At 42.4% G+C, this 15,214-nt stretch carries 12 protein-coding genes and 1 other annotated feature; of the genes, 9 read left to right on the top strand and 3 right to left on the bottom strand.

The window, feature by feature from the left end; translation table 11 throughout:
- The first annotated feature begins 159 nt into the window (after positions 1–159).
- The 7 genes from NSS78_RS13615 (at position 160) to ccpA (ending at position 8,958) form a co-directional block, all read left to right on the top strand.
- Positions 160–2,916, top strand: a complete 2,757-nt coding sequence (locus NSS78_RS13615) for a DNA translocase FtsK (RefSeq protein WP_342468145.1) — start codon at positions 160–162, stop codon at positions 2,914–2,916.
- 303 nt (positions 2,917–3,219) lie between these two features.
- Positions 3,220–4,518, top strand: a complete 1,299-nt coding sequence (gene murC / locus NSS78_RS13610; protein ID WP_003217748.1) for a UDP-N-acetylmuramate--L-alanine ligase — start codon at positions 3,220–3,222, stop codon at positions 4,516–4,518.
- Positions 4,519–4,743: 225 nt separating this feature from the next.
- Positions 4,744–5,163, top strand: a complete 420-nt coding sequence (locus NSS78_RS13605; RefSeq protein WP_024424855.1) for a DUF948 domain-containing protein — start codon at positions 4,744–4,746, stop codon at positions 5,161–5,163.
- A 26-nt stretch (positions 5,164–5,189) separates the two neighbouring features.
- Complete coding sequence (locus NSS78_RS13600; RefSeq protein ID WP_003217681.1) at positions 5,190–5,660, top strand: YtxH domain-containing protein; 471 nt, start codon at positions 5,190–5,192, stop codon at positions 5,658–5,660.
- 33 nt (positions 5,661–5,693) lie between these two features.
- Positions 5,694–6,017, top strand: coding sequence for a bacillithiol system redox-active protein YtxJ (gene ytxJ, locus NSS78_RS13595; protein ID WP_268458521.1), 324 nt, complete (start codon positions 5,694–5,696; stop codon positions 6,015–6,017).
- A gap of 412 nt (positions 6,018–6,429) precedes the next feature.
- Positions 6,430–7,506, top strand: a complete 1,077-nt coding sequence (locus NSS78_RS13590; RefSeq protein ID WP_003217626.1) for a bifunctional 3-deoxy-7-phosphoheptulonate synthase/chorismate mutase — start codon at positions 6,430–6,432, stop codon at positions 7,504–7,506.
- Between the two features lie 450 nt (positions 7,507–7,956).
- Entirely contained in the window at positions 7,957–8,958 is a 1,002-nt protein-coding gene (gene ccpA / locus NSS78_RS13585; RefSeq protein WP_003217727.1) for a catabolite control protein A, read from the top strand.
- Positions 8,959–9,000: 42 nt separating this feature from the next.
- On the opposite strand, the gene NSS78_RS13580 is transcribed toward ccpA, so the two are convergent.
- Genes NSS78_RS13580 through NSS78_RS13570 form a run of 3 tightly spaced genes read right to left on the bottom strand, consistent with a single transcriptional unit; the run spans position 9,001 to position 11,471 of the window.
- The gene (locus NSS78_RS13580; RefSeq protein WP_003217659.1) at positions 9,001–10,161 is read right to left on the bottom strand and encodes an acetoin utilization protein AcuC; all 1,161 of its coding nucleotides are present in this window, start codon (positions 10,159–10,161) and stop codon (positions 9,001–9,003) included.
- The gene (locus NSS78_RS13575) at positions 10,158–10,799 is read right to left on the bottom strand and encodes a CBS and ACT domain-containing protein (protein ID WP_003217690.1); all 642 of its coding nucleotides are present in this window, start codon (positions 10,797–10,799) and stop codon (positions 10,158–10,160) included. Before NSS78_RS13575 ends, NSS78_RS13580 begins: the two co-directional genes overlap by 4 nt.
- 39 nt (positions 10,800–10,838) lie before the next feature.
- Positions 10,839–11,471: a GNAT family N-acetyltransferase gene (locus tag NSS78_RS13570; RefSeq protein ID WP_012010911.1), complete on the bottom strand. Its 633-nt coding sequence runs from the start codon at positions 11,469–11,471 to the stop codon at positions 10,839–10,841.
- Positions 11,472–11,626: 155 nt separating this feature from the next.
- Between NSS78_RS13570 and acsA the strand changes: the two genes are divergently transcribed.
- Complete coding sequence (gene acsA, locus NSS78_RS13565) at positions 11,627–13,351, top strand: acetate--CoA ligase (RefSeq protein ID WP_342468144.1); 1,725 nt, start codon at positions 11,627–11,629, stop codon at positions 13,349–13,351.
- Positions 13,352–13,409: 58 nt separating this feature from the next.
- Positions 13,410–13,648: a binding site (T-box leader), on the top strand.
- 53 nt (positions 13,649–13,701) lie between these two features.
- Positions 13,702–14,970, top strand: coding sequence for a tyrosine--tRNA ligase (gene tyrS / locus NSS78_RS13560; protein ID WP_342468143.1), 1,269 nt, complete (start codon positions 13,702–13,704; stop codon positions 14,968–14,970).
- The last annotated feature ends 244 nt before the right edge of the window (positions 14,971–15,214 follow it).

The following is a 15,214-nucleotide window of genomic DNA, read 5'->3' as shown; positions in this document are numbered from 1 at the left end:
TATACCAAAAGTCACTAAGTACGTACTTAGTGACTTTTTTTCATCTACAGACAGTACAAATAGCAAAGAGCGGCACTTTTCTCGCTTTTCTGCATGAAAAAGCAATGGTATACTAAAAATCGCCCAAGAAAACGTAAGGGGAGTTAAAGTGAGTGATAAATGATGAGTTGGTTAGATAAATTTTTTAGTGTATTTTTAGGAGAAGAAAAGAAAGAAGAAAAAGCTGTGAGACCTGAGGAAGGTCCAGTTGCACCAAAGCAGCCAGTTTTTGAACAGCATAAAGAATATAAAAAAATTGAAGATACAAAAGTCTATTATGAATATCCGACAGGCAACTTCCGCTTTCCGCTCGTTCCAGATGAACCTCAGCGTGACGGAGTAAAGCAGGAAAGAAGACGCCCAAAGCAAGGCCAGCCAAAGGCTAAGCAGAAGACCTATGAGTCAAAACAAACGGTTCAGCCTGACATTCATAAAAAGCCATTCAAACCAGAGCAAATTCCATCACCGATCTATGGCTATCATCAGGATATGCGTCCGAAACGAACAGAGTCGAAAGAAGAATCATCTTCTGTTCAAATGAAAGCAGCAGAAACAGCGCAGCGCGTCACCCTGTTATCAGAAGAGGCAGAGCGTGAACGAAATGTCAGACAGCAAATGAACATTCCATCAATACGGAAAGAAAATCGTATGGAAGAAACAGTTTCAGCGCCAGCAGAAGAAAGAGTGGACATGCAAACAGACGTGACCCCGCTTACTTTGCAAGAGGAGCTCGCTTATCACGATCACGTTCAATCGACGATGGAGCGTTTAAATGACGAGCCTTTCATTCAAACAGAGGAAAAAGAGCCAGCCTTTTCTGAGCCTCAAGACCATATTGAAGCTGACTTACATCATCAGCAAGCCGAAGTATATCACAAGCCGCCGGTAGAGTCTGAGCCTGTACAGGATGTTTCCAGTGAAAACGAAGAAATACAGGACGAGCCGGTAGAACAGCTTGTAGATCATACTCAGGAAATAGAAATAGAACCGTTGACATTCGAAACAGCGGAAGACACGCATTTCGCAATTGAAATGGAAGTAGACATGCCGGCAGAAGAAGTAGAGGTACTAGACGTCATCTCAGCAGAACCAGTCGAGGAAATAGAAGCTGATTCCTTAGAAGACCATCAAGAAGAAGAGCCAGCGGCGGCAGCATTAGAAGAAACAGAGCCAGTTGCCGAGCATGATCTGCAAGAAGAGCAATTGATAGAAGAAGCGGAAATAGTAGAAGATCAAGTAATGCCAATAGAACAAGTAGCAGACGAACAGACCGCTACTGAACGAGTAGAACCTGTCATAGAGCAGCAAGAAAAGCAAGAACAAGTGCATGAAGTGATGGAAGAAAAACCGAAACAGGCATCTCCTCAGCCACAACGTGCAAGTGGACAAACCTCAACGGTTCCTTTTAACGTCATGATGTTAAAAAGTGATCAGCGCGTGCAAGGACAAAAGAAAGCAGCAGATGCCCAAGGATATGTGTTTCCAAGCCTCGCCCTTTTAGACGTACCTCCAGCTCAAAAAGAAGAGGACGGGACATGGGTGAAAGAGCGAGCAGAGCTACTCAATGCCACGCTGAAAAATTTCAATGTCAGAGCAAGTGTGGTTCATGTCACGCAAGGTCCTTCTGTGACAAGGTTTGAAGTACATCCAGAACCAGGGGTCAAAGTGAACAAAATCACGAACCTGTCAGATGATATTAAACTTAGTTTGTCCGCAAAGGATATTCGAATTGAAGCACCGATACCAGGAAAGAACACGATCGGGATCGAAGTGCCGAACCTTCACAGCAAAATGGTTTTCTTACGAGAGATGATCAGAAGCAGTGCATTTAGAGATAATCCATCTCCTTTAACAGCAGCACTCGGATTAGATATCTCAGGACAACCTGTTGTCGTTGATTTGCAAAAAATGCCGCATGGCTTAATTGCTGGAGCAACAGGTTCAGGAAAAAGTGTCTGCATCAATACCATTTTAGTGAGCTTAATGTTTAAAGCATCACCAGATGAAGTGAAAATGCTGTTAATCGACCCTAAAATGGTCGAATTAGCGCCGTATAATCATATTCCGCATCTCGTGAGTCCTGTCATCACCGATGCCAAGACAGCGACAGCTGCTCTGAAATGGGTAGTGGATGAAATGGAAAGACGCTACGAGCTGTTTGCGCACTCTGGTGTGAGAGAAATCAAACGATTCAATGAGCTTGTCAAAGAAAAACAAATGGGTGAAAAACTACCTTATCTTGTCGTGGTGATCGATGAGCTTGCTGATTTAATGATGGTCGCACCAAATGAAGTCGAAGAAAGCATTTGCCGAATCGCGCAAAAAGCAAGAGCGTGCGGCATTCACTTATTGATTGCCACACAAAGACCTTCTGTTGATGTCATCACAGGTCTGATTAAAGCCAATATTCCAACAAGAATTGCATTCTCTGTCTCAAGTCAGGTAGATTCTAGAACGATCATCGACATGGCAGGTGCAGAAAAGCTTCTCGGAAAAGGAGACATGCTCTTCTTAGAAAATGGCTCCGGCAAGCCGACGAGGCTGCAAGGGAACTTTGTATCAGACCGCGAGATCGATCAAGTGGTGGCACATGTTAGAAAACAGCGTAAGCCGGTGTTCCTTTTCGAACAGGAGGAATTAATGCTCCAAGGCTCTGCGATTACAGATGAAGACGAATTGTTTATGGATGCCTGCCGTTTTGCCATTGAGCAAAATAGCGCTAGTACATCAAGTTTGCAGAGAAGATTTAGAATTGGCTACAATCGTGCAGCCAGATTGATCGACATGATGGAACGCGAGGGCATGATCTCTGGTGCAAAAGGCAGTAAGCCAAGGGAAGTCCTCATGACACTGAGTGACTTAGAACAGCTGATCTAAACAAACCACTTCATTTTTTTCATAAACATGGTATGATAGCACATAGGTGCAATTTTGGAATTGGACGCTTTTCGCATGCCTGTCAGAACGCTTTTTTATGTAAAATGAGCGAAAGCAGGTGTTAGAAATAGGAAAGTTGTCGGATACTAATCATAGTTAATATTGATTAGAATAGGAAGATCGGAAAAAAATCTTTATTTGGAGCTGCGATCTGTGAGCCGCTAGAGGCGAAAATCACAAGTTGCAAATTGAAATGAGCGTCATATACTGTAAGTCAGATAGACGTTTGTTGGAGGTACAATTATGACTGTTTATCATTTTGTTGGAATAAAAGGGACAGGTATGAGTCCACTGGCCCAAATTCTTCATGATACTGGGTATACTGTCCAAGGATCGGATATCGAAAAACATATCTTTACACAAAAAGCATTAGAAGAACGAAATATTAAAATTCTTCCATTTGACCCAGATAATATTCAGCCAGGGATGACCGTCATTGCAGGTAATGCATTTCCTGATACACACCCTGAGATTGAACGCGCCCTTTCTGAAGGGATTCCTGTCATTCGTTACCATAAATTCCTTGGAGAATACATGGATACATTCACAAACGTTGCGATTACTGGTGCTCATGGTAAAACGTCAACAACAGGACTGCTTGCCCATGTGATGCAATCAGCGAAACCAACTTCATACTTAATCGGTGATGGATCTGGTATGGGGAAAGAAAACAGCGAGTATTTTGTATTTGAAGCATGCGAATACCGCAGACACTTCCTCAGCTATCATCCAGACTATGCGATCATGACCAATATTGATTTTGATCATCCTGATTACTTCTCGGATATTGACGACGTGTTTGATGCATTTCAAAACATGGCGCTACAAGTGAAAAAGGCCATTATCGCTTGCGGTGATGACGAGCATCTGCCTAAAATTCAAGCGAAGGTACCTGTTGTATACTACGGTTTCAATGAAGAAAATGATTTCCAAGCACGCAATGTTGTGAAGAACACGGAAGGCACTACATTTGATGTATTTGTACGTAATACGTTTTATGATACCTTCTACATTCCTGCCTACGGAAATCACAATGTCCTTAATTCATTAGCTGTGATTGCATTATGTCACTATGAAGCCATTGATGTAGAGCTCATCAAAGGGGCACTAACGACATTTGGTGGAGTCAAACGCCGCTTTAATGAAAAAGTAGTCGGTGAGCAGGTTTTAATTGACGACTATGCCCATCACCCAACGGAGATTGAAGTCACCATTGAAGCAGCACGCCAAAAGTATCCAGACCGTGAGATTGTCGCTGTCTTCCAGCCGCATACCTTCACACGTACACAGCAATTCTTAAGTGAATTTGCTGACAGTTTGAAAAAAGCGGACTATGTATACCTATGTGATATTTTCGGTTCAGCCCGTGAAAACATCGGGAAGCTGAGTATCGAAGACTTACGAGAAAAAATCCCGCAGGCCCAATTGATTGCAGAAGAAGATACATCTGTGCTGAAAGCGCACAAAGATGGGATTCTGGTCTTTATGGGAGCAGGAGACATTCAAAAATATTTGCGTGCTTATGAAAAAGTCGCTGTATAAATACTTAAACGAAAAGTGCCGTTTTGATCGGCACTTTTTTTATTTTGAATAAAATGTGACAAAGCGGCTAATTGTGTCAACATCTTCCGCTTTTTTTCGTTCGCTGTGGACAGGAATCAGCGAATAAGTGTAGAATTATTATTCAATCGGTCATTCTATGCGATGTTTGAATGATACAACGAGAGGGTAATGAATTGAATATGCCCGCAGCAAAGGAGGTATCAGATGATTATTATTCTATATCTAAGCGTTGCACTGATCGCAATTGCTTTCCTCATTCTTGTCATCTACTTGTCCAAAACATTAAAATCCTTACAGCTGACATTAAAGAATGTCGCATCAACTTTAGAAGGTCTTGAAGGTCAGATGCAAGGGATCACCACAGAGACAGCACAGTTGCTACATAAGACGAATCAGCTTGCTGAAGATATTCAAGACAAATCGGCAAAACTCAACACAGTTGTGGATGCGGTGCAGGGAATTGGCGGCTCGATCAACCAATTTAATACAAGCATAAAGCAGGCAGCTGGTGCGGTTTCTTCATCCGTTGAACGAAATCAAGAAAAAGTCACGGATGTGGTAAGCTGGAGTAACGCAGCACTTGAAATTTATAAAAAATGGAAACAACGAAAACACCAAAAATAAACCATTTTCGCATAGGAGGAATAATCATGAGCAAAGACGGAATCAATAGCAAAGACTTTTTGATCGGAACACTTATTGGTGGAATTGTGGGTGCAACAACAGCTTTATTTTTAGCACCGAAGTCAGGGAAAGAGCTTCGCGATGATTTGAACACCCAAGCGAATGTTTTAAAAGAAAAAACAGATCGACTCACAACAGATGCAAAAGAAAGAGGCACTGAATATGTGACGATTGCGAAAGATAAAACGTCTGAATTGTCTCAAATGGTGGCAGAACAGTCAAACCAAATTTTAGACAAAGTGAAAGACATAAAAGAACGTGCAGCTGGAAAAGCTAATCATGTGAAAAGTGAAGCAGAAGATGCGGCAGCTGACATAGCAAGTGAAGCATCAGATGTAGCGGATGAAGCCAAAGTACGAGCACAAGAAGCGAAATCAGAAATTGAAGATGGCATTAAAGATGTCAAAGAAAAAGTAGAACAATCGACTAAAGGCTAACTCTTACTGCACAGAGTGAAGAAGGAGAACATCATGTCAAAACAACTCATTGAAACAGAAGAACAGTTTGATCAACTAACGAATCAAGATGGGACCTTTGTCTTTTTTAAGCACAGTTTGACATGTCCGATCAGTCAAGCGGCTTTTCAAGAGTTTGAAGCATTTGCGTCTGCACATGAAGACGTGCCAACTTATTTCTTGCAAATACAAAACACAAGAGAGCTTTCATCCTATGTGACAGAAAAGTCAGGGGTAAAGCACGAAAGTCCCCAGGCACTCATCTTTAGCGGTGGAAAAGTAAAATGGCATGCATCCCACTCAAGCATTACAAAAGAAGCGCTTGAACATAATGTGTAAAAGAAACGTCAGCAACTGCTGACGTTTCAGCGTGTAGACAAACCCTCGCATTCTTTGTCAGGACTGTGCTCCGGTGCTCACGAATGTCAAATTCGCTCCGCTCCTGTGCTCGCCCTTCCTAGACTGCAAAGGTTTTCTATCACGCTGAAAAGAAGACAAAGGGCTAAAATAAAGATCATTTTAGCCCTTTGTCAACAATCTGAACGTCAGCAACTGCTGACGTTTTTTTTTATAAAAAAGGTTTACTTCAATCAAAACTATGCTATAATCTTACACATAATACTTTATCGCTTAAAAGCGTTTGGGTAATAAAGAAAATTTTCGTGACAATTCCGAAATCTTTGTTTATAATAAACCCTATCATGAGAGAATGAAAAAAAAGCGAGAACAGGCAGAGGAAAGGATGACAAAAATGAGCAACAATGAACTAGAACAATTGAGACAGCAGGCAGATGAACTAAATCTTCAAATCTTAAAACTGATCAATGAAAGAGGAAGCATTGTAAAAGAAATTGGAAAGGCGAAAGAAGCGCAAGGTGTCAACCGTTATGATCCTGTCAGAGAGCGCACAATGCTGAACCAAATTCTTGAAGCAAATGATGGACCATTCGAAAACTCAACAATTCAGCATATTTTCAAAGAGATTTTCAAAGCAGGCCTAGAGCTTCAAGAAGATGACCACAGCAAAGCACTTCTTGTTTCTCGTAAGAAAAAATCGGAAAATACAATCGTGAACATCAATGGAGAAGCGATCGGTGATGGGAAACAGCGCTTCATCGTTGGACCATGTGCTGTTGAAAGCTACGAGCAAGTTGCAGAAGTGGCGGCAGCAGCGAAACAGCAAGGACTAAAACTACTTCGCGGAGGTGCATTTAAACCTCGCACAAGTCCATACGATTTCCAAGGACTTGGTGTAGACGGTCTTAAAATTCTAAAGCGTGTAGCGGATGAATACGGTCTTGCTGTCATTAGTGAAATCGTCAATCCTGCTCATATTGAAGAAGCGATTGAGCATATCGATGTCATCCAAATTGGTGCACGAAACATGCAAAACTTCGAGCTATTAAAAGCAGCCGGATCTGTGAAGAAACCAGTTCTTTTAAAACGTGGTCTTGCAGCGACTATTTCAGAATTCATCAATGCAGCTGAATACATCATCGCCCAAGGAAATGACCAAATCATCCTTTGCGAGCGCGGTATCCGCACATATGAAACAGCGACAAGAAATACACTAGATATTTCTGCTGTGCCAATCTTGAAACAAGAAACACATTTACCAGTCTTTGTTGATGTGACGCACTCAACTGGACGTAGAGATCTTCTCCTTCCAACAGCGAAAGCAGCTCTTGCGATTGGAGCAGACGGTGTCATGGCAGAAGTGCATCCAGATCCATCTGTTGCTCTATCTGACTCAGCGCAGCAAATGGACATTCCTCAATTCGAAAAATGGTTAGATGCGTTAAGACCACTTGTTAACATTCACGCGTAATCATAGATAGAAAGCCGCCGGATGACTGCCCGGCGGTTTTTCTATGGATAAAACATGATGCATATTGGGAATGAAAGGAAAAGAGCACATTGCAAGCTTTAAAAGTGCTTGTTCACAATGTTTTCATTTTTAAAATTCAATAGAATCTGCTAAGATCATTGTCATAGCTGACGTTCTCGACGATTTTTCATGAAATATGATTCAATTTACAGGTAACAAGCTCATTAAAGTTTGTTTAATTTAGTTATAAAAAGAAAGGGAACGTTTTCATATGGTGAAAAAACGTGTATAATTTCATAAAAGAATGTCATTTTGATGTAGATTGAAAAATTATGTGTCTCTTTTCATCGTTTTAATGACAAATAGGATATTATTTTCCTCGTATCTGACATGTCTCTATCCAATTGGTGAATGCTATAGATATGAAGTGTATTTGAAGGAGTGATTTATGTGAATAATGTTACAATATATGATGTAGCAAGAGAAGCAAATGTAAGTATGGCAACGGTATCACGCGTAGTGAATGGGAATCCGAATGTAAAACCAACAACAAGAAAAAAGGTACTTGAAGCGATTGATCGCCTTGGCTATCGCCCGAATGCGGTGGCACGAGGCCTTGCAAGTAAAAAAACAACAACGGTGGGAGTCATCATCCCTGATATTTCGAGTATCTTCTATTCAGAGCTTGCTCGCGGAATTGAAGATATCGCCACGATGTATAAGTACAACATCATTTTGAGCAACTCAGATCAAAATACCGATAAAGAGCTTCATCTTTTAAATACAATGCTAGGTAAACAAGTAGATGGGATTGTCTTTATGGGTGGAAATATCACAGATGTGCTTGTTGAAGAATTTAAGCGCTCTCCTGTGCCAATTGTTCTTGCTGCATCTGTTGAAGAGCAAGCTCAAACACCGTCTGTCAACATCAACTACGAGCAAGCGATTTATGATTCAGTTCAGCTTTTAGTTGAAAAAGGACATAAGCGAATTGCCTTCGTATCTGGCCCAATGTCAGAACCGATTAACTCTATGAGAAAGCTTGCAGGCTATAAGCGTGCGCTCGAAGAAGCGGGCATCGCATTTGACGATGCGCTCGTCGCTGAAGGCGATTATTCGTATGATTCTGGAATTGAATCACTTGCTCACTTGCTTGAGCAGTCTGACAAGCCGACAGCTGTTATTGCGGCTACGGATGAAATGGCGCTAGGTGTCATTCATGGAGCACAAGATAGAGGCGTATCCATTCCTGACGATTTAGAAGTGATTGGCTTTGATAACACGAGACTTTCTCTCATGGTGCGTCCTCAGCTGACAACTGTTGTTCAGCCGACGTATGATATTGGTGCTGTCGCAATGAGACTGCTGACAAAGCTGATGAACAAAGAGCAAGTAGATGACCAAATTGTGGAACTTCCACACAGAATTGAAGAAAGACAATCAACAAAATAAAACGAAAAAGCAGGCTTACACATCAGTGAATGCCTGCTTTTCTTATGCATTTTTCTTTTCTCTTCTAACGGGCATCAGTGCTTTTTCTACAGTTTGAGCATTTTTTTCTGTGATTTCTGCTTTTCTTGGGATCGGTGGATATAAATCGTCAGGGTCTCTCCATGTGGATGGCAGGGTGACAGGAGATTGTTTATGCCAAGCCTGAACCCAGTCCTGAGGCAGTTCATTAGGCGGTGTAATACCTTTCATTTCAAGCCAAATTCGGCTCCACGCCCTTGGCACGACACGCCAAATATCATATCCTCCTCCGCCGACAGCGATCCATTTGCCATCACAATATTGATGCGCTAATTCATGGGCAAGTCTAGGAATTTCCTCATATATTTTCATGGTGGCAGATAAATGGGTTAACGGATCATAGTAGTGTGCGTCTGCGCCGTTTTGCGTCAAAATCACATCTGGTTTAAAAAAAGCAGCAATTTCCGTCACTGCTGTTCGGTATGCTTCAAGGAACGATTCGTCTTCTGTAAATGCATCAAGCGGAATATTGTAGGCGTAGCCATAGCCTTTATCATGACCTCTTTCCTGTACTTGTCCAGTTCCAGGGAACAAATAGCGTCCCGTTTCATGAATCGAGACCGTACATACCTCAGGGTCGTCATAGAAGCTGAATTGTACACCATCTCCATGATGGGCATCCGTATCAATATATAAAATTCTTGCACCATATGTCTTTTGAATATATTGAATCGCCACTGAGCTGTCATTATAAATACAGAAGCCAGATGCACGCCCTTTAAACCCGTGATGAAGTCCACCGCCAAGATTCAGTGCATGCTGCGAGTGTCCCATCATTACTTGGTCAACGGCTGTGAGTGTCCCGCCAACAAGGAGAGAAGCTGCCTCATGCATACCTGCAAACATCGGTGTATCCTCCGTGCCAAGACCGTAGCGCTCCCCCTCTGCTGTAGAGAGCTTTCCTTGACTAGCCCGCTGCACAGCTTGAATATAATCGGCTGTATGGACGAGCTTTAATTCCTCGAGGGTCGCCATACGCGGTGCGACGATCTCATCATCTGTTAACGCCTTCATTTTTTGAAGCAGGTCATATGTTAAGTAGACACGAAGCTGATTGAAGGGATGGTCTTGGTGAAACTGGTACGTTTGAAAAGAGGGTGAAAAAACAAAGGTCGCTTCCTTCATTTGATCGTCTGCTCCATAGGCCACAGCACCTTATAGCCTTTTGCACGAATCAGCTTCGTCACATGATCTGCATGCATGGTTTGAAGGCGGAAGACGAGCACTTTAGACGATTCATTTGCATGCGGATACACAAGCACACTCAGCATTTGAATATGCTGCTCTTTTAAAATGGTCGTAATGTCTGCAAGACCTTCTGTCATTTGGTCCACTTCAACCTCTAAGTGTGACCCAGGCTGATCTGCACCTGTCAGTCTGACAAACGTACGAAGCAAATCAGTCTTTGTGATAATGCCTACAAGCTTGCCGCGTCTCACTACTGGAAGGCAGCCAATTCCGTGTTCAAAAAAGACACTAGAAATCTCTTCAACGAAATCAAGCGGATGAGCAGTAATCGTCTCTAATACCATGATCTCTTCAACAGGCCGCTGAATAAAGAGCTTCCTTTTTTCTGTTTCAAATATACTTGGACTGGCATTTTTAATATCTCGATCTGTCACCATCCCAATGACAGAATCTTGATCAGATACGATTGGAATATGCCGAATGTGATGTGCACTCATTTTTTTTATGGCTTCTTCAATCGTATCGGTTTTTCGCAGCGTGATCACATCACGCTCCATAATTTGTTCAATCATCATTGTTTACCAATCCCCTTTGCCAAAAAAACGAATTGAACGTTAATACATAAAGCGTTGATGGAAGCGAAGACGATCGAAACGCTCAATCGAATCAGGACTCACGTTTTTCCCGATTCTGGCCATTAAACAATTGGCTGGATGTGAGCTGATCTCTGGCTCGTCTGTTGCAAACCAAACAAGACCGCCTGCGTTCATCATTTTCTCCATCATCTTGCGGTACTCCCACACGTTTTTCTTTGTCCCCTTTAAATCCCAATGCCAGTAATATTCAGTTGTAATGACGATATAATTCTCCATTTGCTCATCCATCATGCTCACATCAAGTAAATGCTTACCAAGTGAGCAGCCTCTAAATGGAGGAGCGACCTCAATCGCGCCAAGCTCGATTAAATTGTCCATGTTGCCCTCTGACCAGCGCTCAAGCGGATCAGGATACAAATACGTGACATAGCCGACAACAAGCTCATCCACTCTTGCAATGATAATACGTCCTTCTGGAAGGTCTGCTATTTCAACAAGTGCTTGTTTCTGTTCCTCTGGCGTGCGAAATGCCGTTAGGCCTTCATGAAATGTATAGTTCGCAAGCTCTGATGCAGGTACCGGACCTTCAATAAGGATGGAACCTGTTTCTCGCTCAATGATTTTTGAATAATAAGTTTTAGGATGCTCCACGTATCCACCGCCTCAAATTCTAGTGAGTCGTCTCTATTTTATCTTAAAACTTGCAAGAATTAAAACGGTTTCACTATAAGTTTTTTAAAAATTGAGAAAAAAAGTCATCTATACTATAATAGTCATTGTAAACGTATGCAAAGGGGGACTGTTTGATGAAAGTGGAAACGCTACCATCAGTAAAAGGGGACTATCATTTAAATGATTATGAGCAGGCATACAAAGAATTTTCATGGGAAGAAGCAAGAAAAAACTTCTCATGGTATGAAACAGGAAACATAAATGCAGCCTATGAAGCGATTGACAGACATGCGGACTCGTTTCGTAAGAACAAGGTGGCGCTTCACTACAGAGATTCACAGCGGGATGAAAAGTATACGTTCAGAGATATGAAAATCAACACAAATAAAGCGGGCAATCTATTCAGAGAAAATGCGCATGTGCAAAAAGGGGATCGCGTATTTATCTTTATGCCAAGATCACCTGAGCTCTATTTTCTTCTGCTTGGCGCAGTCAAAATTGGTGCGATCGTTGGCCCGTTATTTGAGGCATTTATGGAAGGTGCGGTCAAAGACCGTTTAGAAAATAGCGAGGCGAAGGTCATTGTGACAACGCCGGATCTGCTTGAACGAATTCCATTTGCAGAGCTTCCGAAACTTGAATCTGTCATCATTGTCGGCGGTGAAAAGGAAGACGTCGATGGCGTTCGGACAATCCATTATGAAGAGGCTTTTGCGCAGGCGGCGAAGGACCTTGAAATCGAATGGATGGATGAAAAAGACGGCTTTCTGCTTCATTACACGTCAGGGTCGACAGGTACGCCAAAAGGTGTGCTGCATGTCCATGGCGCAATGGTTCAGCAGGATCAGACCGGTAAATGGGTGCTTGATCTGAAAGAAGACGATGTCTACTGGTGTACAGCTGACCCAGGCTGGGTAACAGGCACAGTGTACGGCATTTTTTCACCGTGGTTAAATGGGGCGACGAATGTCATTTTAGGCGGCAGATTTAACCCTGATACGTGGTATGAAACGATTGAATCACTAGGTGTGACCGTTTGGTACAGTGCACCGACCGCCTTTAGAATGCTAATGGGGGCAGGAGATGACCTCATTCAAAAATATGATCTCAGCTCGCTCCGTCATGTGTTAAGTGTAGGTGAGCCTCTTAATCCAGAAGTCATCCGCTGGGGAGACGCTGTATTTGGCAAACGAATTCATGATACTTGGTGGATGACGGAAACCGGTGCACAGCTGATTTGTAATTATCCATGCATGGACATTAAACCAGGTTCAATGGGGAAACCGATTCCAGGCGTAGAAGCTGCGATTGTGGATAATGCCGGAAATGAACTTCCGCCATATCGGATGGGCAACCTCGCCATCAAAAAAGGCTGGCCGTCTATGATGCATACGATCTGGAACAATCCTGAAAAATATGAATCTTACTTTATGCCGGGAGATTGGTATGTTTCAGGAGATTCAGCTTATATGGACGAAGACGGATACTTTTGGTTCCAGGGACGTGTCGATGATGTGATCATGACATCAGGAGAGCGGGTTGGTCCTTTTGAGGTGGAAAGCAAACTGGTCGAACATCCGGCCATTGCAGAGGCTGGTGTCATTGGAAAACCAGATCCGGTCCGCGGCGAAATTATTAAAGCATTCATTGCGCTTAGAAGTGGATATGAGCCGACAGATGAGCTGAAAGAAGAGATCCGTACGTTTGTGAAAAAAGGACTCGCTGCACATGCGGCACCGAGAGAAATCGAGTTTAAGGACAAACTGCCTAAGACGCGAAGCGGAAAAATTATGAGACGTGTGCTAAAGGCGTGGGAGCTGAATTTACCGGCTGGCGACCTATCGACAATGGAAGATTAATTTTTTCATCAGTTGACTTGATATCAAAAATATGTTTAAAATGACATTAGTTGAATATGTAAAGGTTTTGACTGAGATTCAGTAGAATCATCTTTCCCTGTCCAAGAGAGCTGACGGCTGGTGCGAGTCAGTACAAAGAGATATTCGAATTACCCTCACGAACCGCTTTTACGAAAAGGAGCATGTATGCTGTCCTGATTAGTGAAAGAACGGATCTATCCGTTATCAGTGTAAGTGAAAAGGCGTGATTTATTGTCTTTTAAGCAGGGTGGTACCGCGATATATATCGTCCCTTCGTTCATTCGAAGGGGCGTTTTTTATGTTGAATTGTAAAAAAAGGAGAATTGGATATGAGTCAATTGATGGAAGAGTTATCGTTCAGAGGATTAATTCAGCAGCAAACAGATGAAGAAGGTTTAACAAAATTATTATCGGAAGAAAAAATCAAGCTTTACTCCGGTTTTGACCCAACAGCGGACAGCTTACACATTGGTCACCTATTGCCAATTTTAACATTACGCAGATTCCAGGAAGCAGGCCATCATCCGATTGCTCTTGTTGGCGGCGCAACTGGGCTAATCGGCGACCCTAGCTTCAAAAAAGCAGAACGTTCACTAAACCCAGCAGAAATCGTCGAACAGTGGTCAGATAAAATCAAAGGACAGCTCTCTCAATTTCTTGATTTTGAAGCAGGCGAGAATCCAGCCGTTATCGTGAATAACTACGACTGGATCAGCCAAATGAATGTCATCACGTTCCTTCGTGATATTGGAAAGAATTTCGGTGTGAACTTCATGCTGGCAAAAGATATCGTCAGCTCACGGATTGAGACAGGCATTTCGTACACAGAGTTTAGCTACGTCATCCTGCAATCTTTAGACTTCTTAAATCTTTACAGAAATGAAAACTGTAAGCTGCAAATTGGCGGAAGCGACCAGTGGGGAAATATCACATCTGGACTTGAACTGATCCGTAAGTCTGAAGCAGAAGGGGCAAAAGCATTCGGTTTAACGATGCCGCTCGTCACGAAAGCAGACGGTACGAAATTTGGTAAAACAGAAGGCGGCGCCATCTGGTTAGATAAAGAAAAAACATCTCCATATGAGTTCTACCAATTTTGGATCAACACAGATGACCGTGACGTCGTGAAATACTTAAAATACTTTACGTTCTTATCAAAAGAAGAGATCGCATCGTACGAAGAAAAAGTGCTAACAGCACCTGAAAAACGTGAAGCACAGCGCCGTCTAGCAGAGGAAGTGACGACACTTGTACATGGCCGTGAATCACTAGAACAGGCGGTCAACATCTCAAATGCGCTATTCAAAGGCGAGATTAAATCTCTTTCAGCCGAAGAAGTCAAAGTAGGCTTTAAAGATGTTCCATCAATGGAGAAAAGCAGCACGGAAGAGTTAACACTTGTCGATATCCTTGTGGAATCAAAGCTGTCACCATCAAAACGTCAAGCGCGTGAAGACATCACAAATGGTGCAGTTTCCATCAACGGAGAGAGACAAACCGATAAAGACTACGTCCTTTCAGCTGAAGATAGAATTGAAAACCAATTTACCGTCTTAAGAAGAGGGAAAAAGAAATACTTCCTTGTGAATTACAAATAAAAACGATGTGCAGCCGGCTGAGATTACCGGCTGCTTTTTTTATTCAAAATGTGAGGAGGGTGCTCAGTTAAGAGTCTAATAGACTGCTCATAGAGACATTGCCTAGTCTTTTGGCATTGACGCTTAGAAAGTCAAAGGTGCTTTTTCAGTAATTATTTTCTATAAAATAGAGCAACAAACAGTGCCTTGTTCACTTTTATGACATATTTTTCTTGTATAAAATAGAGTCGAATAAGATGAATAA

This window comes from Bacillus sp. FSL W8-0920, from assembly GCF_038593215.1.
Classification (GTDB): domain Bacteria; phylum Bacillota; class Bacilli; order Bacillales; family Bacillaceae; genus Bacillus; species Bacillus pumilus.
This window is presented reverse-complemented; position numbering and strand designations above follow the sequence as displayed.

What these genes read in the sequence shown, in the direction of transcription:
- NSS78_RS13615 (WP_342468145.1), top strand. Translation starts at nt 160, where the DNA reads ATGATGAGTTGGTTAGATAAATTTTTTAGTGTATTTTTAGGAGAAGAA.
- murC (WP_003217748.1), top strand. Translation starts at nt 3,220, where the DNA reads ATGACTGTTTATCATTTTGTTGGAATAAAAGGGACAGGTATGAGTCCA.
- NSS78_RS13605 (WP_024424855.1), top strand. Translation starts at nt 4,744, where the DNA reads ATGATTATTATTCTATATCTAAGCGTTGCACTGATCGCAATTGCTTTC.
- NSS78_RS13600 (WP_003217681.1), top strand. Translation starts at nt 5,190, where the DNA reads ATGAGCAAAGACGGAATCAATAGCAAAGACTTTTTGATCGGAACACTT.
- ytxJ (WP_268458521.1), top strand. Translation starts at nt 5,694, where the DNA reads ATGTCAAAACAACTCATTGAAACAGAAGAACAGTTTGATCAACTAACG.
- NSS78_RS13590 (WP_003217626.1), top strand. Translation starts at nt 6,430, where the DNA reads ATGAGCAACAATGAACTAGAACAATTGAGACAGCAGGCAGATGAACTA.
- NSS78_RS13580 (WP_003217659.1), bottom strand. Translation starts at nt 10,161, where the DNA reads ATGAAGGAAGCGACCTTTGTTTTTTCACCCTCTTTTCAAACGTACCAG.
- NSS78_RS13575 (WP_003217690.1), bottom strand. Translation starts at nt 10,799, where the DNA reads ATGATGATTGAACAAATTATGGAGCGTGATGTGATCACGCTGCGAAAA.
- acsA (WP_342468144.1), top strand. Translation starts at nt 11,627, where the DNA reads ATGAAAGTGGAAACGCTACCATCAGTAAAAGGGGACTATCATTTAAAT.
- tyrS (WP_342468143.1), top strand. Translation starts at nt 13,702, where the DNA reads ATGAGTCAATTGATGGAAGAGTTATCGTTCAGAGGATTAATTCAGCAG.